Source organism: Streptosporangium sp. NPDC049046 (assembly GCF_040649155.1).
Taxonomy (GTDB): domain Bacteria; phylum Actinomycetota; class Actinomycetes; order Streptosporangiales; family Streptosporangiaceae; genus Streptosporangium.
In genome coordinates this window covers 74,187-94,589 of the sequence record NZ_JBEZEZ010000005.1, presented here as the reverse complement: position 1 = coordinate 94,589, position 20,403 = coordinate 74,187, and the positions used below count along the sequence as shown (strand labels likewise).

Genomic DNA, 20,403 nt, shown 5'->3' with positions numbered 1-20,403 from the left:
TCGCCCACCGCTCCGGTGGGACGGACATCGCGTGAAGTGAGAGGCCGCATGACCACCGAGACACCTCCGAGCGGATCTCGCAAAAGCCGCTGGAGCGCGCAGACGTGGTTCAACGTCGTGCTGCTCGCCATGACCCTGTTGCTCGGGCTGTCGGCGATCATCGGCGCCACGGTCCTGCGGAACGCGGCGGCCGCGTCCACCAGGCTGATCGACCACATCTCGGTGGGCAGGATCCAGGCCGAACGCCTGCAGGCGACCCTGCTGAACCAGGAGACCGGGGTACGGGGCTTCGTCCTCACCGGCAAGGAGGAGTTCCTGCAGCCGTACCTGGACGGGCGGCGCGACGAGCTCGCCGTGTCGGCGCAGATCGGGCGGCTGGCGCCGGGCGCGGAACCGCTGCGCGCGCTCCAGGAGGTGGAACGGCTGGCCGCCGAGTGGCGGACCCGCTACGCGGAACCGATGATCGCCAAGGTCAGGGACGAGAGTCCCAAGAGCGTGAGCGCCGAGCAGTCGGAGGAGAGCAAGCGCTCCTTCGACGCCGTCAGAAAGGCGATCGACGTCCAGAACACCGCCTGGGGCCAGGCGAGGCAGTCGGCCCGTGCCGATCTGGAGGCCGCCCACGCGGTCAGGGACGCCACTTTCTTCGGCATCCTGGCCGCTTTCCTGATCACCATCATCACGGTGGCGGTGTTGCTGAAGATCGCGGTGTTCGGCCCTCTGGCCCGGCTGCGCGAGGCCTCCCGCAGGGTCACCATGGGGGACTTCGCGCACCACGTGGACACCGGCGGCCCCGCCGACCTCGCGGAGCTGGCCGACGACATGGAGGCGATGCGCGGGCGTATCGTCAACGAACTGGAGGAGGCACGCGGCTCCCGGCTGCGGATCGCCGCCCAGGCCGAGGAGCTGAAGCGCTCCAACGCGGAGCTGGAGCAGTTCGCCTACGTGGCCTCACACGACCTGCAGGAGCCGCTGCGGAAGATCGCCTCCTTCTGTCAGATGCTCCAGCAGCGGTACGCCTCCCAGCTCGACGAGAGGGCCAACACCTACATCGACTTCGCCGTGGACGGCGCCAAGCGCATGCAGGTGCTCATCAACGAGCTGCTGACCTTCTCCCGGGTGGGCCGGATCACCAGGGAACCCGTCGAGATGGACCTGAACGACGTGATCGACAGGGCTCTGTCCAACCTCTCCGCGGCGGTGGAGGAGTCAGGGGCCGAGATCGAGGTCGGTGAGCTGCCCGCGGTCGTCGGTGACCGGACCCAGTTCGTGATGCTCTGGCAGAACCTGATCGGTAACTCCCTGAAGTTCCGCGACCCCGACCGCGCGCCCCGGGTCACGATCGAGTCCGAGCGGATCGACGGGGAGGTGCGGATGACCGTCACCGACAACGGCATCGGCATCTCGCCCACCTTCGCAGAAAAGATCTTCATCATCTTCCAGAGGCTGCACCAGCGGGACGCCTACGAGGGCACGGGGATCGGCCTGGCGCTCTGCAGGAAGATCGTGGAGCAGCACGGCGGCACGATCAGGCTGGACACCGAGTACGACGAGGGCGCCCGCTTCGTCATCACGTTCCCCGCCGAGGCCGTCGCGCCGGAGCGGCAGGAGGACTCTTCGGAGATCGCGGTTGGGACCGTGCCGTGACACGCGGACGGCGCGCGCCGATCCGAATGCCGTTACCGTTTACCGGATGGAGGAGATCGACCGCCGTATCGTCACATTGCTGGCCAGGGATGGCCGGATGAGCTTCACCGATCTCGCCAGGGAGACCGGGCTCTCGGTGTCGGCGGTGCACCAGCGGGTGCGCCGGCTGGAGAAGCGCGGGGTGCTGCGCGGGTACGCCGCGTTGGTCGACTACGACGCCATCGGGCTCCCGCTCACCGCGTTCGTCTCCATCAAGCCGATCGACCCGGCCGCCGCCGACGACGCGCCGGAGCGGCTGGCCCACCTGAGCGCCGTCGAGGCCTGTCACAGTGTGGCCGGGGACGAGAGCTACATCCTCAAGGTGCGGGTGGCCTCGCCCATCGCGCTTGAGGAGTTGCTGAACCAGATCCGCACCGCCGCCAACGTCTCCACCCGCACGACGGTCGTGCTCAGCACGCCGTACGAGCATCGTGCCCCTGAGCCGGCGGGTCAGGACGAAGGGAAGCCCGAGGAGCGCGCCTGACCTTTCCCAGGGGCGGGGTCGTCCCGGACGGGCTCGTCCTCTCGTGTGATGAGGGGGCGCCGGGGGTTCTTCCGGGCGCGCTGACCGGTTTCGCTCTCCTGTTGGGGGGTTGCTCCTGATTTGCCGGGGTGAGGCAATTGATTCAAGCTGGACGGGTGCCTCCCAGAAAGATCATCATCGACTGCGACCCGGGAATCGACGACGCGCTGGCGCTCGTCCTCGCCCACGGGAGCCCTGAGCTGGAGATCCTGGGGATCACCACGGTCGGCGGCAACGTCGAACTGGCCAGGACCACCGACAACGCGCTGCGGCTCCGCGAGTTCCTCGGGTTCGGCGAGGTGCCGGTCGTCGCGGGCAGCGCGGGTGCCCTTCTGCGCCCCCGGGTGGACGCGGCGGGCGTGCACGGAGGCTCGGGCCTCGGGAACGCGCTGCTGCCCGCGGCGTCGCTCCCGCCGGCCGCCGGGCACGCGGCCGATTTCATCATCGAGACGCTCAGGGCCGACCCTGGCGAGGTGACCCTGGTCGCGATCGGCCCGCTGACCAACGTGGCGCTCGCCGTACTCAGGGAGCCCGCGATCGTGAACTGGGCGCGCGGGCTCACGATCCTCGGCGGGTCCTACACCAGGGGCAACTTCTCTCCCGCGGCCGAGTTCAACATCGCCGCCGACCCCGAGGCCGCCGCGATCGTCTTCGGCGCGGGCTGGACGGTGACCATGATCGGTCTCGACGTGAGCCGCGGCGCCGTGACCACGGAGGCGGTGGCGGAGCGCATGGCGACGATGGGCAGGCTCGGCACCGACCTGCTCCTGCCGTGCGTGCGGTTCTACGGCATGATCACCGCCGAGGACGGCCCCGCGATCCACGACGCCTGCGCGATCGCCCACCTGATCGATCCGTCACTCATCACCCTGGAACCCGCCGTCGTGGACGTCGAGACGGCGGGCCGCTTCACCGCGGGGATGACCGTGACCGACTTCGCCCTCCGGGGCCGCGTTCCCAACGCCCTGGTCGGCACCTCCCTCGACGTGGGCCGCTTCTGGGACCTGCTGCTGACCGTCTACGCCGGAGTCGCCGAGTCCATCGAGTCCTGAGGCCGCTTTGGAGGGGCGGAGCCTCAGGGCAGGGCGTGGAAGTGGGCCCGAAGGCGGGCCCTGGCCTCCTCGGTGGCGCCGAGGGCGTCCAGACCCAGCAGGGCGGCGCCCATGACGGGTGCGACGTCGGAGACGATCGGCCTGGCCAGCGGGGCGCGCTCGGCGAAGCCTCGCTCCAGCAGCTCGCTCATCAGCGGGTCGCGGGCGGTGAGGACGCCTCCGCCCAGGACCACCTCCGTCGGGACGGAGAGCAGGTCCAGGCGTCGCATCGCGACCACCGCGAGCACGACCACCTCCTCGGCCATCCGCGTCACCAGCGATCGGGCCACCGCGTCCCCCCGGTTCGCGACCGCCATCAGCGCCGGGACCAGCTCGCTAAGCCTGCCGTGGGGCACCTCGCCGAAGTGGATGGCGAGTGACACCTCCTCGACGGTCCGGGTGCCGAAGTGCTCGCGGACCACGACGGCCAGCGCGCTGGCCGGGCCCCGGCCGTCCTCGGCGCGCACGGCGTGCCAGAGCGTCTCCTCGCCGAGGCCGAGACCGCCACCCCAGTCGCCGGTGATCCGTCCCAGCGCGGGGTATCTCGCCACCTCCCCCGAGGGGGAGACCGCGACCGCGTTCACCCCCGCGCCGCAGACCACGGCCACCCCCGCGGGCCCGGAGGCCCCGGCGCGCAGCAGCGCGAAGGTGTCGTTGCCGACGCTCGCCCGCCTGCCGTACCCCCGGGAGAGGATCTCCGCGCACAGCGCCTCCTCCTCGACGGGCAGGTCCGCGCCCGCCACGTAGGCGGCCACGTGGTCGGCGTACGGTGTGACCGTTCCCGGTCCGAGTACGGAGCGCACGGTGTCGCCGATCACGTCGATCGCGACGCCCACCCCCGTGGTCTGCGGCTGGAAGGCGCCGCCGCGTCCGGTGGCGAGGACCGAGCCGTCCTCCGCGACCAGCGCGACGTCGGTCTTGCTGTTGCCGCCGTCGACCGCCAGGACCGTTCTCACGCGGTCGCCCAGGACAGGTGCCCGCGGTTGGCCTCGACCAGGCGCCTGGCCAGGTCGCCGGAGAGCGAGGCCTGGCCGATCAGCGGGTGGGCGAGCAGCGCGTCGGCGACGCGGTCCTCGCCTCCGTGCAGCGCGGCCTCGAGCGCCAGCGTCTCGTACGCCGTGACGTGGGCGACGAGCCCGGTGAAGAGGGGCTCCACCGGGTCGACGGGCAGTGCGGCCGCGCCCGCCGAGGTGATCGTGGCCGGTACCTCGATGACCGCCTCGTCGGGCAGGAACGGCAGCGTGCCGTCGTTGCGCAGGTTGACCACCTGGGTGTCGCCGCGGTCGCCGGTCAGCGAGGCGATCAGCGCCACCGCCGCCTCGGAGTAGAAGGCCCCGCCGCGTTTGCCCAGCAGTTCGGGCTTGGTGTCCACCGCGGGGTCGTCGTACAGCTCGAGCAGCGCCGTCTCCATCGCCGAGACCTCGGCCGCGCGCGACGGTCTGCCGCGTTGCTCCTCCACCACCAGGTCGTGCTCGTAGAAGTAGCGCAGATAGTAGGAGGGCACCACGCCCAGGCGGCGGATGAGCGCGGCGGGCAGGCCGACGTCCCCGCCGATCTCCTCGGCGTGGCTCTCCAGCAGCCTGGGCAGCACGTCCACCCCGTCCAGGTGGACGGCCCGCTCCCAGGTGAGGTGGTTCAGACCGACATGGCCCAGCGAGATCCTCGCGGGGGCGACGCCCAGGGTGGCGGCGAAGCGACGCTGGAAGCCGATGGCCACGTTGCACAGGCCGATGGCCCGATGCCCCGCCTCCAGCAGTGCCCTGGTGACGATGCCGACCGGATTGGTGAAGTCGACGATCCAGGCGCCGGGCGCGTGCCTTCTGACCTTCTCCGCGATGTCCAGCACCACCGGCACCGTGCGCAGCGCCTTGGCCAGCCCACCGGCACCGGTCGTCTCCTGACCGACGCAGCCGCATTCCAGCGGCAGCGTCTCGTCCACGTCGCGCGCCGCCTGGCCGCCGACGCGCAGCTGCAGCAGGACCGCGTGCGCTCCGGTGACGCCCTCCTCGACCGAGGAGGTCGCGACGACCGTGGCCGGATGCCCGGCCCGCGCCAGCATCCGGCGCGCCATGCCGGACACCGACCTCAGCCGCCGGGCGTCCGGGTCGACCAGCGCTATCTCACTCAGCGGCAGTTCGTCGCGCAGCCGGGCGAAACCGTCGATCAGCTCCGGCGTGTACGTCGAACCGCCTCCGACAACGGCGAGTTTCACCCTCTTGCTCCTGTCAGCGTGACGCTCTCGATGAGGACCTGTTGGGCGAGGAGGAACACGACGATCACCGGGGCCGTGACGAGCAGGGGTGTCACCCCGGTGAGGTTCCACCGCACACCGCGCGGTGCTCGCGAGGACACCGGCCAGGGAAAGAGCGTGTGGTTCTTTTTCTCCGTGAGGGGGGTCGGGGCGAAGGTGGGAAGGCGTCGGTGCACGACGGCTGCCTCCTGAGGGCGGTGGATCCGGGGGGCGTTCTCGGGGAGTTTCGTGCGAGTCGGGGAAGGGCGGCCGAGGCCGGGAAGGGTCAGGAGGGGACGGTTGAGCCGAAGACCTCGTCACGGGCGGTCGCGAGGGCGAGGTCGAGCGCGCCGGCGAGGACGGGGTTGCCCTCGACGGTCGACAGCAGCAGCGGGGGCCGGGGGATGGTGAGCGCGTGGAGTTCGTGCTCGACGAGTTCGCGCAGGGTGTCGCCACCGGAGAGGAGGGTTCCGCCGGTCAGCACGATGATCTCGGGGTCGACGACCGAGGTGATCGAGGCCAGTCCGACGGCCAGCCGGGAGGCGATGTCGCGCAGCCCGGCGCGGGCGTCGTCGGCACGCCTGCCGGTGGAGGTGGAGGCCCGCACGGCGTTCAGCACCGCCTGCGTGGGCGTGGTGCCGCGCACGCCGTACGATCTGAGGATCTTGAGTACCGCCGGGCCGCCGGTCAGGGCCTGGTAGCCGTGGTTGGCGTAGCGGCCGGTGTCCCTGGCGGTCGGGGCGCCGGGGGTGGGCATGTAGCCGACCTCCCCGGCACCGCCGGTGGCGCCCCGGTGCAGCCGGCCGCCGAGGACCAGTGCGGCGCCCAGGCCCTCGTCGGCCCAGAGCAGCACGAAGTCGGCGTGCCCGCGGGCCACGCCGTGCGCCTGCTCGGCCTGGGCGACGAGGTTGACGTTGTTCTCCACGGAGACCGGCACGCCGAGGCCGTCGCCGAGGGTGCGGACCAGGTCGGGGATGTGCCAGCCGGGCATGTCCTTGCTGGTGGCGTACGCCATCTTCCCCGTACCGGGGTCGATCGTGCCCTGCACGCCGATGACCACGCGCCGCAGCGCCGCGGGGGCGTTCGCGCCCTCCAGCGCGGCACGGACCCGCTCCAGCGCGTCGCCGCCGGAGCGGCCGGGGCTGGGCAGACGGTGCTCGCCGGTCACGGTGCCGGTGATGTCGGCGACCCTGACGTCGATGCCCGCGCGCGTGACGTCCAGCGCGGCGACGTGCGCGGCGGCGGGGTTGAGCCGGTAGACCTCGGCGGTGCGGCCGGGCAGCCCTTCGCGGATGCCGTCGAGCACGACCAGGCCCGCCTCCTGCAGGCGGATGAGGAGCTGCGAGGCGGTGGGCTTGGACAGGCCGGTGAGGACGCCGATCTCCGGGCGGGTCAGCGGGCCGCGCTCCAGCAGCGCTTGCAGGGCGGCGCGGTCGTTGATCGCGCGCAGCAGGCTGGGGGTGCCGGGCGTCGGCTGGGTCACTGGTCCTCCGCGTACGTCCTCGCGTCCACCTGCGCGGCGAAGTTAGGAAACTTTCCTAACTTCGAGTGAATGTAAGGAGCCCCGCGGATTCTCGTCAAGCAGGCAGGGGAGGCCGCAATCAAGCTGTGATGACGGCGGGACGGGTAAACTTCTCGACGGACCTGCTAGGGTGATGGTTTGTCATAACAACCAGTGCAATGGCCCGGAGTATCCCATTACTAGTAACGATAATGGAGCGACGGCAACCCGTCAAATCGAGCTGGCCAGGGAGCAGGAGTACGTTTCCCGCCTTTATGCCCGGCTTGATCTGCTGCGCGAGCGCACTCAGCGACAGCTGGACAGCGTTCTCGCGCAGGGCGGAAGTGGCGGCACGCACCAGAACCGCTCCGAGCGCGACAGCTTCGCGGGGATGTACGCCGAACGCCTGGGCCGTCTGTGGGCGGTCGAGAACGGCCTGTGCTTCGGCCGGCTCGACAACGCCGACGACACCTCGCTCTACATAGGTCGCATCGGCATGGCCGACGACGACCAGCGCCGGATGCTGATCGACTGGCGGGCGCCGGTGGCGCAGCCCTTCTACGGCGCCACCCCCGCGGCCTCGATGGGCGTCACCCGGCGCAGGCACCTGCAGACCAAGGGCCGTACGGTGATCGGGATCGACGACGACCTCCTCGACCTCGACAGCCTCACCGAGGAGGACGTGGCCACCCTCAACGGGGAGGCCGCGCTGCTGGCCTCCCTCGGGGCCAGGCGCACCGGCCGGATGCGTGACATCGTGGCCACCATCCAGTCGGAACAGGACCGCATCATCCGCTCCGACCTCAACGGGGTGCTGGTCGTGCAGGGTGGTCCCGGCACGGGCAAGACCGTGGTCGCGCTGCACCGCGCCGCCTACCTCCTCTACACCCACCGGGAGAAACTGGCCCGCAGGGGCGTGCTCATCCTCGGTCCGAACCTGACCTTCCTGCGCTACATCGAGCAGGTGCTGCCCTCCCTGGGCGAGACCGACGTGCTGCTGTCGACCGTCTCCGAGCTGTACCCGGGAGTCGTCCCCCGCCGCAGGGAACGTGCGGAGGTGGCCGCGGTCAAGGGGGACGTCCGGATGGCCCAGGTCGTCGCGCGGGCCGTGCGCGAGCGGCAGCGGGTGCCGCGCAAGCCGATCGAGATCAAGCTCGACCGCTACACCCTCAAGCTGGAGGGGAACGTCCTGGAGGCCGCCCGCAGCCGGGCGGCCCGCTCCAAGAGGGCGCACAACGAGGCCCGCGCGGTCTTCGTCCGCCACCTGCTCAACGCGCTCGCCCGGCAGGCCGCCAGGCAGCTCGGCAAGGGGATGATCGACGACGACGAGCTGGCCGACATCCGTGAGGACCTCCGCACCGAGCGGCCCGTCAAGGCGGCGCTGAACCGGCTGTGGCCCTACGTCACCCCGCAGCAGCTCCTGATCGGCCTGTTCACCTCCCGCGAGCGCCTCGACCACGCCGCGGCCGAGTTCGGCGCGGCCGAGCGCGAGCTGATGCTGCGCGAGCCGCCCCGCAAGGGGGAGGACTGGTGGTCGGAGTCCGACGTGCCGCTCCTGGACGAGGCCGCCGAGTTGCTCGGCGACATCGACCCCGCCGTGCTGCGGGCCGGAGCGTGGATGGCCGAGGAGGAACAGGCCGCGCAGCGCGCCGCCGCGCTCGACGAACGACAGCACCAGCTCGCCTACGCCAAGGAGGTCCTGGAGCTGACCGGGCTGTCCGACATCATGGACGCGGAGAAGTTCGCCGCCCGTCACCTCGGTGACGACGTCTTCCTGACCACCGCCGAGCGCGCGGCGGCCGACCGCACCTGGGCCTTCGGGCACGTCATCGTCGACGAGGCGCAGGAGCTGTCGCCGATGGACTGGCGCATGCTGATGCGCCGCTGCCCGACGCGGTCGATGACGATCGTCGGCGACCTGGCCCAGACCGGTTCGTCGGCCGGAGCGCGCTCCTGGGGCCGGGTCCTGGATCCGTACGTGGCGGGACGCTGGCGTGAGGAGACCCTCAGCGTCAACTACCGCACCCCGGCCGAGCTGATGGCCGTGGCCGCCGATGTGCTCACCCTGGTGGATCCGGCGCTGAGCGCCCCGGCCTCGGTGCGGGAGACGGGGGCGCGGCCGTGGGCGGCCTCCCCGACGGACTCCCTCGCCGAGGTCGTCAAGGCCGAGGTCGTCGAGGGCGGACGGCTCGTCGTGATCGTTCCCGAGTCGCGCGCCGAGGAGTTCGGGGCGATCGTGGTCCGCTCCGTCGACGGCGCGGTGGCCGGACCGGGAGCGGCGGCCCTGGACGCGCAGGTGGCGGTGCTGACCGTCGCCGAGGCCAAGGGGCTGGAGTTCGACGCGGTCGTCGTGGTCGAACCGGAGCTGATCCTGGACGAGTCCCCACGCGGGGCGAGCGATCTTTACGTGGCGTTGACCCGCGCCACCCAGCGGCTTGGCGTCGTGCACGACGGCCCGCTTCCCGGTGCCCTCGCTCGACTTGAGCGACATCGGATCACATGAGAGCATTGACGGCTCTCGTCGATCATGTCCCAGCTGCGAAAACTTGATGTTTCCGCTGTTAGTGACACGGTTGACATCTGCGCTGGGCTCGGTAGTTTGCTGCCCAGTCCAGCACGGGACTGGCCGGTCGGCCGCTTTTCGACATCGCCGTCTCCTGCGCCCGTGACGGGGGTCTTCCCCGTCCGTACAGCCAGGCGCAGGGACGGCAGTCCGTCGAGGCGGGGCACTCCTTCCGGGCGGGGGGTTGGACCCAGGAGGGGTCCGGGCACCCAGTAGACAACGGCAATCCGCGCTCGCCGCCGACGGGACGGAACCGGTCCGAAGGGTCGTCCGGGCCCTCTTCCCGCTCCCGTGCGAGCGCCGCAAGCGTCGGGGCGGCCCGGGGTGTCGATCGACACCCCGGGCTGCCCCGTTGCCGCGTCTGGAGTCCGCTTATCGGGGTTTTGCTGGGTTTGAAGTGCTTTGGTGTTGTTTCTGATTAATGTGGCGGAGAATTTTTGGGGGCGTGCCTGCTGGGCGGTAGCGTTCCGGCTAGCAAGACCGGTCAGGAAGGCCAGACGTCACCCGCCGCACGACATCGCAAGGAGCCTCGCCCGTGGTGCAGGACAAGACGGCCGCTCCGGTACCGGAGCGGCCCGCGCAGGGCGTTCCCGCGGGAGGTGCGGCGGCCGGTTCCGTGACCGGCTCGGTGACCGGTCCCGCGAGGAGGGCGACCACCGGCCCGGCGGACGGTGCCGCGGCCGTGCCGGCGGACGGTGCGGACGGTGTCGCGGGCGGCCCGCTCGGCGCGGAGGTTTCGTCCCCCGGCTCGCGCCTGGTGCCGCTCGCCCGGGCCGCGGGCGCGGTGGCCGGCGGTCTGCTGATGTTCCTCGCCTTCCCGCCGCTCGGGCTCTGGTTCCTCGCGCCGCTCGGCATGGCCTCGGCGATCCTGGCCGTACGTGGCACCCGCCCGCGCCGGGGCACCTGGCTCGGCCTCCTCACCGGTCTCGCCCTGCTGCTGCCCGCTCTGCACTGGGTGAGCCCGATCGGCACCGACGCCTGGCTGGGGCTGGTCGCCATGGAGAGCGCCTTCTACGCCGCGTGGGGGACGGGCGTCGCGGTGGTGACCCGGTTGCGTCTGTGGCCGCTGTGGGGCGCCGCGCTCTGGGTGGCGGCCGAGTGGGCGCGAGGGCAGTTCCCCTTCGGCGGATTTCCCTGGGCGCGAGTGGCCTTCAGCCAGGGAGAGTCGATCTTCACCCCGTACGCCGCGCTCGGCGGGGCGCCGCTGGTGAGCTTCGCGGTGGCTTTGTGCGGTGGCCTGCTCGCCCTGGCGGTGCTGCGCTTTTTCCCGGCCACGGCCCCGGCCCCAACCACGGACCCCGCTCCGGCCACGGCCCCGGCCCCAAGCACGGCCTCGGCTCAGGTCCCGGCCTCGGCCGAGTCCCAAGGTTCGCTCTCGCGCACGGACCGGCTCCCGGCCTCGGCCGAGGTTCCGCCCGAGTCCTCCGGCTCTCCCGTGGTTCCCGGCCCTCGCCGTGCCCGGGGCCCGCGCTGGGGGCGGGCACTGGCCCTGCCGCTCGCTGGGGCGTTGGCCGTGCCGGTCGCGGCCCTCGCCGTTCCCCGGTACGGCGACGAGGGCAGGAGCGTGACCGTCGGCGTCATCCAGGGCAACGTTCCCGGCCGTGGCATGCACCCGCTGGGCGACGAGCCCGCCGTGGTCCTCGGCAACCACACCCGGATGCTCCACCAGATGGCACGGGAGGTGCGAGAGGGCAGGACACCCCGTCCCGACCTGGTCGTGCTGCCGGAGAACTCCACCGACATCGACCCGCTGCGCAACGAGTTCGCCCGGAGCGAGATCGACGCGGCGGTCAAGGACATCGGGGTGCCCGTCCTGGTCGGCGCCGTGGTCGGGATCGGGGAGAACAACCGGGCGACCCGCAGCATCGTCTGGGATCCGGTCACCGGCCCCGGCGCCCACTACGACAAGCAGCAGCTGGTCCCCTTCGGGGAGTTCACCCCGCTCCAGGGCCTCGTGCTCGCCCTGTTCGAGCGGGCCTCCCTGGTCGGCAAGCAGTCGGTGGCGGGCACCCGCGACGGCGACCTCAGGCTGGGGCCGGTGACCGTCGGCGCGATCAACTGCTACGAGGTGGCCTTCGACGGCATCGTGGGCGACACCGCCAGGACGGGTGCCACGCCGCTGGTGGTGCAGACCAACAACGCCACCTACGCCCTGACCAACCTGCCGTCGCAGCAACTCGCCATGTCCCAGTTGCGGGCCGTGGAGCACAATCGGGCTGTGATCACTTCCGCAATTACTGGTATATCGGCATATGTGACCCCGAATGGTTCGATCGCCTGGCGCACCGGCGAGCTGGTTCCCGCCATGAACGTCCTGACCGTTCCGGTCAGGACCGCGCAGACCATCGCCACACGCGTGGGTGCGCTGCCCGAGTGGGCCTTGATACTTGCGGGTGCGGGTGCGGTGGCCACCGCCTGGCGGCGCCGGACGCCCGGTGCGGGGCACCTCGCGAACCGGGAGGACGATCAGCAGGTGGGAGACGCGTGATGGAGCGGATGCTTGGTCGGGTGCTCGTCATCGTCCCGACGTACAACGAGCGGGAGAACCTGCCGCTGATCACCCGGCGGCTGCGCGAGGCCGTCCCCGACGCCCACCTCCTGATCGCGGACGACGACAGCCCCGACGGCACGGGAGCGATCGCCGACAAGCTGGCGGCCGACGACGACCACGTCCACGTGCTGCACCGGCCGGGTGGCAAGCAGGGGTTGGGCGCCGCCTACATCGCGGGTTTCCGCTGGGGTCTTGAGGAGGGGTTCGGCGTTCTCGTGGAGATAGACGCCGACGGATCCCACCAGCCGGAAGAGCTGCCCAAGCTGCTGGACGCGCTGGCCGAGGGGGCCGATCTGGCGATCGGCTCCCGGTGGGTGCCCGGCGGCAAGGTCGTCAACTGGCCGGTCTCGCGGGAGTTCCTGTCACGCGGCGCGAACGTCTACACCCGGCTGATGCTGGGCCTCCCGGTCCGGGACGCCACGGCGGGCTTCCGCGCCTACCGTGCCTCGGCTCTGGAGAAGATCAGCCTGCACGACGTCGAGTCGCGGGGCTACTGCTTCCAGGTGGACCTGACCCTGCGCACGGCTCGCGGCGGGATGCGCGTCACCGAGGTGCCCATCACCTTCGTGGAGCGCACCGTCGGGGCGAGCAAGATGAGCCGCGGCATCGTGGTCGAGGCACTGTGGCGGGTCACCGTCTGGGGTGTCACCGGTCTGCCCGCCCGCCTGCGCCGCCGCCGAGGTCGCTGACCCCTGGCCCCGCGGTGGTGCGTCCGGCCGATCCTGGCCGTCCGCGCCGCTTCCGTGAGGCCGCCCCCGGCTCGGAGGGGAGCACCGTCCTGAGAGCCGGCTGAGGACCTGAGGAAACCGTCCACGCTGAGCGAACGCGGAACGCGCCGCCGCTTCGGGACGTTGTTCATGTCGTACGGCTGTCGCACGAGTTGAGGCGAAAAATGCGCATTCTGCTGTTCCTGACCTTTCTCGTGGTGCCGTTCCTCGAGATATGGGTGCTCATCCAGGTCGGTCAGCTCATCGGCGGGTGGCCCACGGTGGCCCTCCTGCTCGCCGGCAGCCTGCTCGGCGCCTGGATCGTGCGCCGCGAGGGCCGCCGGGCCTGGCGCAGACTCCAGGAGGCGCTGCAGAGCGGCCGGGCACCCGAGCGCGAGCTCGCCGGTGGCGGGCTGACCCTCGTGGGCGGCATGCTGCTGATCGCTCCGGGATTCCTCTCGGACGTCCTCGGTCTCCTGTGCCTGCTGCCGTTCACCCGGCCGATGGTCCGCGGGCTCGGATCCTGGCTTCTCGCCCGCCGGATCCGCACCCTCGTCGAGAGGAACGCGGGTGGTGCCGGGCTCGGCTCGCCGTTCGGCGCGGGTTCGCCCTTCGACGTGTTGCGCGACGGCGGGAGGCCCCCGGGTTCCGGGCCGGTCGTCCACGGCGAGGTCATCCGCGACGAGCCGGGGGACGCGGGAGGCCCAGGCGGGACCAAGGACTCCGACCGGGGGATCATCGGTCGCTGAGCGCGGCCAGGCGGCGCAGCGAGAGCCGGAACAGGGCCGCGTTCAGCGGTTTGATCACCCGCCAGCCGAGCCGCCCGGCCGCGCCGAACGGCACGTCGAGGTCCTCCTCCCAGACGATCGTGCTGCCGCCGCCCTCGCGGGGCAGCACGCGGAAAACCCCGGTGCCGCGCACCAGCCGTCCGGTGTGGCGGACTCCCACGCTCCTCGGCGGATCCCACTCGGTGATCTCCATGGTGTCGAGGAACCCGGCCGGTCCCACCCCGGTGAAGGCCTCCAGACGGCTCCCGGCGCCGCGACCGTCTCCGGCGGTGACGCGCGCCCGGGTCAGGACCATCCACTCGTGGTGCCTCGGCCAGTCGGTCAGGACCGAGAACACCTGCTCGGGCCGGGCGTGCGCGTCCACGGAGACGCTGATGTGGGAACGGGTCATCCACGGTTCCTTCCCCGCCTCCGCCCGCCGACCCTCCGGACACCTCGCCGTGCCCCCGTGCCCCCGTGAGATCCTGCCGTGGGCGGTGACGGGCGCCGACGAAGGTGCTGGAGGAATCTCGTCTCCCTTTCAGGTCGAGATTCAGTGTGACTGTGGACCGTGAGAGGGCGAAGACGTGACGGTACGGCGCGCCCGGGACGGTTCGCGGCGGGAAGAACGACACCGGGAGAGCGTGGAGAGGGGCGGGTTCGCGATGACCGCGTTCGCACAGGGAGCCGACCTGGTCGAGGTCAGGCCGGTCGGCTGGGACGATGCGGCGGCCGTGGCGCTCCGCGGAGCGATGACGGAGGAGATGGACGCCCGCTACGCCGACCTGCTCGCCGTCATCGGCCTCGTGCCCGATGGCATGAACGTCGAGCCGGAGACCGTCGCCTACACCGGGGTCGCCTACGTGGCGGAGGGCGTCGCGGTCGGGCACGTGGCGTTGCGCAGGCTGGGTGGCGACCTGGAGCTCAAGCGGATGTTCGTGACCCCGTCCCATCGGGGTACCCGCGTGGCGCGGGCCCTGCTGGCCGCCGCCGAGGACGCCGCCCGCGCGCTGGGCGCGCCCCGGGTCGTCCTGCAGACCGGTCCCCGCCAGCCGGACGCGGTGAGGATGTACGAGCGGGAGGGCTACACGCCCGTCCCGGTCTTCCCGCCTTACGACCGTCTCCCGGGCTCCCTCTGCTTCCAGAAGCCTCTTTGATCTGCCCTCTCGCTCGCGGCGAAGGGCGGTTCTCCTGGGTGCCGGGGCCGTGCCGGGCCGGTCGCCCGGACACGGGTTCGCCGGCCCGGCCGAGGGGACGGCCGGACCGGCGAGGTGCTCGCGGGGTCTAGGACGCCGCGTGCTCGGGACTGTCGACGTAGATCCGGCCGAAGTCGACCGCCGGGGCGAATCCGGCGAAATTGCGCTGGACCTCGGCTTTCTCCGCCGCGTTCGGGTTCGCGTTGGTGCAACTCGTACCCGCGCTCGCGCCGGACATCAGGTCCGTGCACCGGCCGGTACGCCGGTCGGGCAGGCCCAGGATGTGGCCGATCTCGTGGGTGGCGATCCGCAGTGGGTTGTGACCCTCCGCGGTCGCCTGCCGGCCCATCCACACGGTTCCGCGGCCCAGACTGGTGGGCTGCGCACGGGGCCAGCCGTTGTCGGCGAGCACCACGAAGTCCGCGGGGCTGCCGGCCACCAGTCGTACGTTCGAGACGCTGGAGTTCCAGATCTGGGCCGCCTGGTCGACGGCGGATCGGAACTCCGCGGCCCTGCTCGCGTCATACCTGAGCACGCGAACCGCTGCCGTGCGGGCGTCCGCCGCGTGGGCGGGCGCGGCCTGGGCGGGGGTGACCGTCACCAGGAAGGCCAGCCCCAGGATGAGGGCGACGCCGGAGCGAATGATCCTTGACATTTCTGGCGGGCCTCCTCGGCCATCGGGGGGTTGCTCACGGGGAGCAGGCTGGTGAGGAGGCGAGATCAGCCGGTGACGAGTGTCAGCCCGTACGCCGAGAGGATCTCGTTGACCGGCTGGTGGTAGGTGGTACCGCCGATGGAGCAGTTGCCCGAGCCGCCGGAGGTGACGCCCTGTGCCTGGTTACCGGAGATGAAGGAGCCGCCGGAGTCGCCTGGCTGGGCGCACGCGCTGGTGCGGGTCAGGCCGCTCACCGTGCCCTGCGCGTAGGTGACGCTCGCGTTGTGCTGCTGGATGGTGCCGCAGCGCCAGCCCGTGGTGGAGCCGGAGCGGCAGATCGAGGAGCCGACCGAGGCCTGGGTGGAGCCGCGGACGACCACGTTGGCGCCGCCGGAGCCGCGGACCCAGGGCCGCGGGGTGTGACCGGGGGTGGCGACCCAGGCGTAGTCGTTACCGGGGAACGACGAGCCCTGGAAGGTGCCGGACGGGCTGGTGGTGGCGTTGCCCGCCCTGCCGCAGTGACCGGCGGTCACGAAGCCGGGGGTGCTGCCCCGCCACACGGAGAAGCCGATGCTGCAGCGGCTGCCGCCGATGTAGTAGGCGTTGCCGCCGATGATGTCGATGAAGGGCTCGGGCTTCTCGGCGGAGAGCGTCACCTTCACGACGCCCTTGTCCACGCCCGCGGCCGCGGCGAGGGCCTCGCCCGCGGCCTGGTCGCCGGTGAGGATGACGACGCTGTTGGTCGTGACGTCGACGTACCAGAGGGAGGCGCCGGCCTTCGCCTCCGCCGACGCACCGTCGAGCTTGGCCTTGACGGCCTCGAGGTCGGCGAGGGAGCGGCTGACGACCACGGGCTGCGCGCCCTTGGCCTTGATGGCGGCCGCGGCGGAGGCGTCGGTGGTGGCCACGGAGAGCTGGGAGGCGTCGCCGTTGAGCCAGGCGCCGCCGTACTTGGCGCCCAGTTCCCGGGTCAGGGCGGATTCCGAGGCGGCCGCGCGGTGCTCGTTGGCCAGGCGCTGGACGGCCTGCTCGGCGGTGAGGCCGAGGTCGCGCTGGAGAGCCTCGAGCATCGCGGCCGGAGGCTGGGGGGCGGGGGCAGGGGGGGCGGTTGTCGCGACGGCGGGCGACACGGTGGCGACCAGGTACAGAGCCACGGTGGCGGCTCCAGCCAGAAGAGTACCTCGACGTAACATGCACACTCCTTGTGAGGGGTGATGTCAAGGTATTGGTGAGAAGCATGCGGGGGGATCTCCCAAAAAATCCCTATCGCGATGTTATGGGGGCTTGATCACCTTCGGGTCTGGGGTGAGGTGGAGGGCACGGTGCTCGCGAACACCTTCCTCCCGGAGAGGTGATGCGACCGAAACGGTTCAGGAATATGGCCGAAACGGCGGGGAGTGATGGACGATCAGGTGCTTCCCCTACTCGCGCGGCCGGGGGGAACTCTGAAAGACTGGTCACCGCGCCTTCGGCGCACAGGTGCCGGTTCTCGACAGTTACCAACAGTGACCAAACGGAGCAGCGTCAATGACTTGTTCTGTGCATCCGGAACTCGCGAGGACGCATCGCCGCGCCGCACGTGCGGCCGATCGGTGGAGAGGGGCCCTCACGACGCCCGTTCCCCTCCTCTCCCGGGCACGCCCCGCGCGGGCCGTCGTCCAGGCCGCTCACCATCCGGCCGTCACCGCCCGGATGCCACAGAAGGACACGCACCATGACTGACGAAGCCGCCGTCACCGACGCCGGGAGCGAGGAGACGGCGACGTTGCCGCGCCGCAGCGACGCGCTGCGATGCCCGCACACCGAGGGCGACGAGCGCCGTTGCGTCCTGCCTCCCGACCACGATCTGGACCACGTCTACCCGCACCAGAAGGCTCCCGCCCTGTGCGCGGGTGAGTGACGGGCGGTCGAACGGCCGGCAGGGAAACGGCCCGCGGGCGCGGAGAGGCCCGGCGGCGCCGTCCCCGGTGACCTCCCGGCGGGAGGCCCTCTCGGAAACAGGCGTCCCTCAGTGTTCTTCGGCGTCGCCCGGCGTCCCCCAGCTTCAGAGGACGCCGATCGCCTCGGCGGCGGTCACGGCCGCGCGGACGGCCTGCGCCGGGTCGCCCTCGTGGTACCGCCGCTCGCTGGGCTCGATGTTGTCGAGAAACTCCTGATAGCGGACCGCGTACGCGAGGTGCTGCAGAGGTTCGGCCAGGAGCAGCGCGCGGGCCGGGTCGCAGCCGGGGACGGCCGCGGCCCACGTCTCGCACCAGGCTTCCGCGGCCGCTTCCCAGAGGTCGCCGGGCAGGAAGTCACGGGGGCGCAGGCCGTCGAGGACGGGGTGGCCGTAGTGGCTGTCGGCGAGGTCCAGCACGACGGTGCCGCGCGGTCCCGCCATCCAGTTGCCCGGATGGAAGTCGCCGTGCACCAGCGTGCACGGCAGGCCGCATGACTCCAGCGAGGCGGCGAGCGACGGCAGACGACCGGCGAGCCGGTGGGCGAGGCGCAACTCCCCGGTGTTCAGGTCGTCGGCCGCCTCACCGTCGAGCAGTCCGCCCACCAGCGCGGCCAGAACCGAGGGGGTGCGGTCGGGAAGTCCGTCGGGTGGCGCGCACCCGTGTTCGGCGAGGGCCGCCTGTGCCCTCGCCAGGCGGCTCACCGCCTCGACGACGATCTCCCGCGACGCCCCGTGACAGTCGCCGCCGGGCACGTGCTCCAGGAGCACCCGCCGGTTCGGGGTGTCGGCCGCCACGATCGCGGGCACCAGGCCGGGATCCTGCGCCGCGAGCATCCCGATCGCGCGGGCCTCGTCGGAGGCGAACCCAGGAGTGATCTTCAGCCAGACCGGTCCCGGGCGCGTGGGGATGCGGAACAACCCCGCCAGGTTCCAGGTCCTCACCTGCCGGACGGGACCCTCGGCGGGTCTGCCCGCCTCACGCAGCGCGGCCTGGGCCCAGGCCAGTGCCTCGCGCACTCCGGACGCCTTCGCCCACTCCGCCCGGTGCGCCACGGGGCCCGCCAGGTCTCCCGGGACCGGCCTGCCGGTCACGTCCGGGGCGCCGGGCCGGAGGTCGGCCGGACCGGCCGCGGGACGGTCCAGAGCCTCGACGTGATAGGTCGTGTGACCGTCGCGAGGGCCATCGCGAGGGCCGCCGCCGTTCTCGACGTCGACCAGGCGCAGTACCACCACGGGCGTGCCGAGCACGCCCTCCAGATGGGTCACGACCGAACCGACCTCGGCCCACCAGGGTTCGGCCACGGGGAACGGGCCCACGGTTCCCAGCCATTCGGTGCCCGACGTCACGAGGACGCTCACCGTGCGGCCCGATGTTTCGCTCACGAGGGCAGTGTGCCCGCGGGGAAGCGGCCGGTGCCACGGGTTTTCCCCGGGGCCGAGGCGGAGGAGGACGAGGGACGGCACTGCCGGGCCCGGGTGGCCGGTCCTCGGTCAGTGCCCGGAGCCGTGGTCGTCGAAGAGGGAGGGCTCGTGCCGCCGGGCCGGCCGCGCGTGGGGCTCCATCGACCCCGCGGGCCGGGGGTTCTCGCTCGGGCGATCGCGCCGCAGTTGGGACAGGAGTCTCGCGTCCTCGCGCATCTCCTCTTCCGAGGGGGACAGGAAGATCGCCAAGAGCAGGCCGAGGCTGAGCATGCTGATCCCGACGAGCAGGGGCAGCATGAAGTCCATTCCCTGTGCCCCGCTCGTCGGGGCGGGGGTGTCGTGCAACTCGACCCCGATGGCGAACATACCGGTGTAGTGCATCCCGTTCACCGCGAAGCCCATCAGCAGGGCGGCGCCGGTGGTGGCGAGTGCCCCGCGCACGCGCACGCTGAACCAGAGTGCCACCGTCGCCGCGACCACCGCGATGATCAGCGACAGTCCGACCAGGAGGGGGTCGTAGCTCACGTGTGCGGACATGTTCATGGCCGCCATGCCCAGATAGTGCATTCCGGCCACGCCCAGGCCGGTCAGCAAACCGCCGGCGAGGAGCGCGCCGGTGCTGTTCTCCCGGTGCGAGACCAGGAACAGGCCGGCGCCGACGACGACGATCGCGAGCAGTGCGGACGCGACGGTGAGCGGGACGTCGTAGCGGATCGACGTGCCCATGACGTCGAAGCCCATCATCGCGATGAAGTGCATCACCCAGATGCCGGTCCCGCCGATGGACAGGGCCGCGCCGCCGAGCCAGAGCGCGCGTGAGCTGCCCTCCGCCCCTCGGGCCCGCGCGGCGAACAGCAGTCCCAGCAGGGATCCGGTGCTCGACATGATGTACGAGGCGACCGGCGTGACGAGCCCGTAGGCGAAATGGTCGATGGGGGACATGACGAACTCCTGGCATGCGGGAGGGCAATGGAACGTGCCAGGACGGGGTCAGGCCGGGCTGGCGTGCGGGGGTAATGGAACGTGCCAGGACGGAGTCGGGCCGAGCTGGCGTGCGGGAGTGGTCGTGGGATGGCCATGAGGTGGCCGTGGGGTGGTTCGGGCAGTGACTGGTTGATCGGCCAATCACTACGAGGGGAGCTCACCTTACAGTTCTTCGGTTGCGCATGGCCATAATGGGGTGATTACGAATGTCTAAACCAAGCACGCGGTGACTGTCTCACTCACTTGACGTGAACATCCCAGGAGAGGAGGCGGGCCGATGAGCAGGCTCGCCGGTCGAGGACAGAAGACGCCACCGCCTCCGGTATGGCCGGAGGACCGCTACGAGGTGGTCTGCGAGCGTGACGAGCCGCACGGCGGCACCCACGACCGCTATCACTTCCCGAAGTACGCGGTGAACTCGGCGCGCAGCCTGGAGACGGCAGGGCTCGCCAGGAGGGTGCGCGTGGTCAGGCTGTCCGACGGGGTAGTGATCTACGACCGCGTCAACGGCGTCGACCTGCCCGCCGACGAGTGGTGATGGCCACCCTCGGGCGGAGGCGTAAGGGGGCCCGGGTGCCAAGGTCGGAGGGC

19 protein-coding genes are annotated in these 20,403 nt (G+C 71.5%); 10 read left to right on the top strand and 9 right to left on the bottom strand.

What is annotated here, in order from left to right:
• Nucleotides 1-48: 48 nt before the first annotated feature.
• The 3 genes from AB0B96_RS08570 (at nucleotide 49) to AB0B96_RS08560 (ending at nucleotide 3,258) form a co-directional block, all read left to right on the top strand.
• On the top strand, nucleotides 49-1,644 hold the full coding sequence (locus AB0B96_RS08570) for an ATP-binding protein (protein ID WP_362897230.1): 1,596 nt from the start codon (nucleotides 49-51) through the stop codon (nucleotides 1,642-1,644).
• A gap of 46 nt (nucleotides 1,645-1,690) precedes the next feature.
• On the top strand, nucleotides 1,691-2,167 hold the full coding sequence (locus AB0B96_RS08565) for an Lrp/AsnC family transcriptional regulator (RefSeq protein WP_362897229.1): 477 nt from the start codon (nucleotides 1,691-1,693) through the stop codon (nucleotides 2,165-2,167).
• A gap of 155 nt (nucleotides 2,168-2,322) precedes the next feature.
• Nucleotides 2,323-3,258, top strand: a complete 936-nt coding sequence (locus tag AB0B96_RS08560) for a nucleoside hydrolase (protein ID WP_362897228.1) — start codon at nucleotides 2,323-2,325, stop codon at nucleotides 3,256-3,258.
• A 23-nt stretch (nucleotides 3,259-3,281) separates the two neighbouring features.
• Here the strand turns inward: AB0B96_RS08560 and AB0B96_RS08555 are convergent, their stop codons facing one another.
• The 4 genes from AB0B96_RS08555 to AB0B96_RS08540 all read right to left on the bottom strand — a co-directional run bounded on the left by AB0B96_RS08555 (nucleotide 3,282) and on the right by AB0B96_RS08540 (nucleotide 7,010).
• Nucleotides 3,282-4,253 (bottom strand): BadF/BadG/BcrA/BcrD ATPase family protein, encoded by a 972-nt coding sequence (locus AB0B96_RS08555; RefSeq protein ID WP_362897227.1) that lies wholly within the window; start codon nucleotides 4,251-4,253, stop codon nucleotides 3,282-3,284.
• Nucleotides 4,250-5,509, bottom strand: coding sequence for a 6-phospho-beta-glucosidase (locus AB0B96_RS08550; protein ID WP_362897226.1), 1,260 nt, complete (start codon nucleotides 5,507-5,509; stop codon nucleotides 4,250-4,252). Before AB0B96_RS08550 ends, AB0B96_RS08555 begins: the two co-directional genes overlap by 4 nt.
• Nucleotides 5,506-5,724, bottom strand: coding sequence for a hypothetical protein (locus AB0B96_RS08545; RefSeq protein WP_362897225.1), 219 nt, complete (start codon nucleotides 5,722-5,724; stop codon nucleotides 5,506-5,508). Before AB0B96_RS08545 ends, AB0B96_RS08550 begins: the two co-directional genes overlap by 4 nt.
• An 89-nt stretch (nucleotides 5,725-5,813) precedes the next feature.
• The gene (locus AB0B96_RS08540; protein ID WP_362897224.1) at nucleotides 5,814-7,010 is read right to left on the bottom strand and encodes an ROK family transcriptional regulator; all 1,197 of its coding nucleotides are present in this window, start codon (nucleotides 7,008-7,010) and stop codon (nucleotides 5,814-5,816) included.
• 172 nt (nucleotides 7,011-7,182) lie between these two features.
• On the opposite strand from AB0B96_RS08540, the gene AB0B96_RS08535 reads away from it, so the two are divergent.
• From AB0B96_RS08535 to AB0B96_RS08520, 4 genes are all read left to right on the top strand, one after another.
• A complete protein-coding gene (locus tag AB0B96_RS08535) occupies nucleotides 7,183-9,531 on the top strand; it encodes an ATP-binding domain-containing protein (protein WP_350948457.1) in 2,349 nt (782 codons plus the stop codon).
• 595 nt (nucleotides 9,532-10,126) lie between these two features.
• Nucleotides 10,127-12,079: an apolipoprotein N-acyltransferase gene (gene lnt / locus AB0B96_RS08530; RefSeq protein ID WP_362897223.1), complete on the top strand. Its 1,953-nt coding sequence runs from the start codon at nucleotides 10,127-10,129 to the stop codon at nucleotides 12,077-12,079.
• The gene (locus AB0B96_RS08525) at nucleotides 12,079-12,831 is read left to right on the top strand and encodes a polyprenol monophosphomannose synthase (protein ID WP_350948330.1); all 753 of its coding nucleotides are present in this window, start codon (nucleotides 12,079-12,081) and stop codon (nucleotides 12,829-12,831) included. The genes lnt and AB0B96_RS08525 overlap by 1 nt, the downstream gene beginning before the upstream one ends.
• A 203-nt stretch (nucleotides 12,832-13,034) precedes the next feature.
• Entirely contained in the window at nucleotides 13,035-13,598 is a 564-nt protein-coding gene (locus tag AB0B96_RS08520) for an FxsA family protein (protein WP_362897222.1), read from the top strand.
• Here AB0B96_RS08520 and AB0B96_RS08515 read toward each other — a convergent pair.
• Entirely contained in the window at nucleotides 13,585-14,028 is a 444-nt protein-coding gene (locus AB0B96_RS08515) for an SRPBCC family protein (protein WP_350948332.1), read from the bottom strand. The genes AB0B96_RS08520 and AB0B96_RS08515 overlap by 14 nt on opposite strands.
• Before the next feature lie 253 nt (nucleotides 14,029-14,281).
• Here AB0B96_RS08515 and AB0B96_RS08510 point away from each other — a divergent pair, with 253 nt between their 5' ends.
• Nucleotides 14,282-14,773 (top strand): GNAT family N-acetyltransferase, encoded by a 492-nt coding sequence (locus AB0B96_RS08510; RefSeq protein WP_350948333.1) that lies wholly within the window; start codon nucleotides 14,282-14,284, stop codon nucleotides 14,771-14,773.
• A 127-nt stretch (nucleotides 14,774-14,900) separates the two neighbouring features.
• Here AB0B96_RS08510 and AB0B96_RS08505 read toward each other — a convergent pair whose 3' ends face one another.
• Both AB0B96_RS08505 and AB0B96_RS08500 read right to left on the bottom strand, forming a co-directional pair.
• Complete coding sequence (locus AB0B96_RS08505; protein WP_362897221.1) at nucleotides 14,901-15,467, bottom strand: snapalysin family zinc-dependent metalloprotease; 567 nt, start codon at nucleotides 15,465-15,467, stop codon at nucleotides 14,901-14,903.
• Between the two features lie 65 nt (nucleotides 15,468-15,532).
• Complete coding sequence (locus AB0B96_RS08500) at nucleotides 15,533-16,621, bottom strand: S1 family peptidase (RefSeq protein WP_362897220.1); 1,089 nt, start codon at nucleotides 16,619-16,621, stop codon at nucleotides 15,533-15,535.
• Between the two features lie 560 nt (nucleotides 16,622-17,181).
• Between AB0B96_RS08500 and AB0B96_RS08495 the strand changes: the two genes are divergently transcribed.
• Nucleotides 17,182-17,367: a hypothetical protein gene (locus AB0B96_RS08495; RefSeq protein WP_350948336.1), complete on the top strand. Its 186-nt coding sequence runs from the start codon at nucleotides 17,182-17,184 to the stop codon at nucleotides 17,365-17,367.
• A gap of 144 nt (nucleotides 17,368-17,511) precedes the next feature.
• Here AB0B96_RS08495 and AB0B96_RS08490 read toward each other — a convergent pair whose 3' ends face one another.
• The gene (locus AB0B96_RS08490; RefSeq protein WP_362897219.1) at nucleotides 17,512-18,789 is read right to left on the bottom strand and encodes an aminoglycoside phosphotransferase family protein; all 1,278 of its coding nucleotides are present in this window, start codon (nucleotides 18,787-18,789) and stop codon (nucleotides 17,512-17,514) included.
• Between the two features lie 108 nt (nucleotides 18,790-18,897).
• Nucleotides 18,898-19,770 (bottom strand): MHYT domain-containing protein, encoded by an 873-nt coding sequence (locus tag AB0B96_RS08485; RefSeq protein WP_362897218.1) that lies wholly within the window; start codon nucleotides 19,768-19,770, stop codon nucleotides 18,898-18,900.
• 319 nt (nucleotides 19,771-20,089) lie between these two features.
• Between AB0B96_RS08485 and AB0B96_RS08480 the strand changes: the two genes are divergently transcribed.
• Complete coding sequence (locus AB0B96_RS08480) at nucleotides 20,090-20,350, top strand: hypothetical protein (RefSeq protein WP_350948339.1); 261 nt, start codon at nucleotides 20,090-20,092, stop codon at nucleotides 20,348-20,350.
• Nucleotides 20,351-20,403 lie beyond the last annotated feature (53 nt).

Bases quoted from the DNA above. Each gene is read 5' to 3' on its own strand.
- AB0B96_RS08480 (WP_350948339.1), top strand. From the start codon at position 20,090: ATGAGCAGGCTCGCCGGTCGAGGACAGAAGACGCCACCGCCTCCGGTA.
- AB0B96_RS08495 (WP_350948336.1), top strand. From the start codon at position 17,182: ATGACTGACGAAGCCGCCGTCACCGACGCCGGGAGCGAGGAGACGGCG.
- AB0B96_RS08520 (WP_362897222.1), top strand. From the start codon at position 13,035: ATGCGCATTCTGCTGTTCCTGACCTTTCTCGTGGTGCCGTTCCTCGAG.
- AB0B96_RS08485 (WP_362897218.1), bottom strand. From the start codon at position 19,770: ATGTCCCCCATCGACCATTTCGCCTACGGGCTCGTCACGCCGGTCGCC.
- AB0B96_RS08510 (WP_350948333.1), top strand. From the start codon at position 14,282: ATGACCGCGTTCGCACAGGGAGCCGACCTGGTCGAGGTCAGGCCGGTC.
- AB0B96_RS08515 (WP_350948332.1), bottom strand. From the start codon at position 14,028: ATGACCCGTTCCCACATCAGCGTCTCCGTGGACGCGCACGCCCGGCCC.
- AB0B96_RS08505 (WP_362897221.1), bottom strand. From the start codon at position 15,467: ATGTCAAGGATCATTCGCTCCGGCGTCGCCCTCATCCTGGGGCTGGCC.
- AB0B96_RS08565 (WP_362897229.1), top strand. From the start codon at position 1,691: ATGGAGGAGATCGACCGCCGTATCGTCACATTGCTGGCCAGGGATGGC.
- AB0B96_RS08535 (WP_350948457.1), top strand. From the start codon at position 7,183: ATGGTTTGTCATAACAACCAGTGCAATGGCCCGGAGTATCCCATTACT.
- AB0B96_RS08525 (WP_350948330.1), top strand. From the start codon at position 12,079: ATGGAGCGGATGCTTGGTCGGGTGCTCGTCATCGTCCCGACGTACAAC.
- AB0B96_RS08570 (WP_362897230.1), top strand. From the start codon at position 49: ATGACCACCGAGACACCTCCGAGCGGATCTCGCAAAAGCCGCTGGAGC.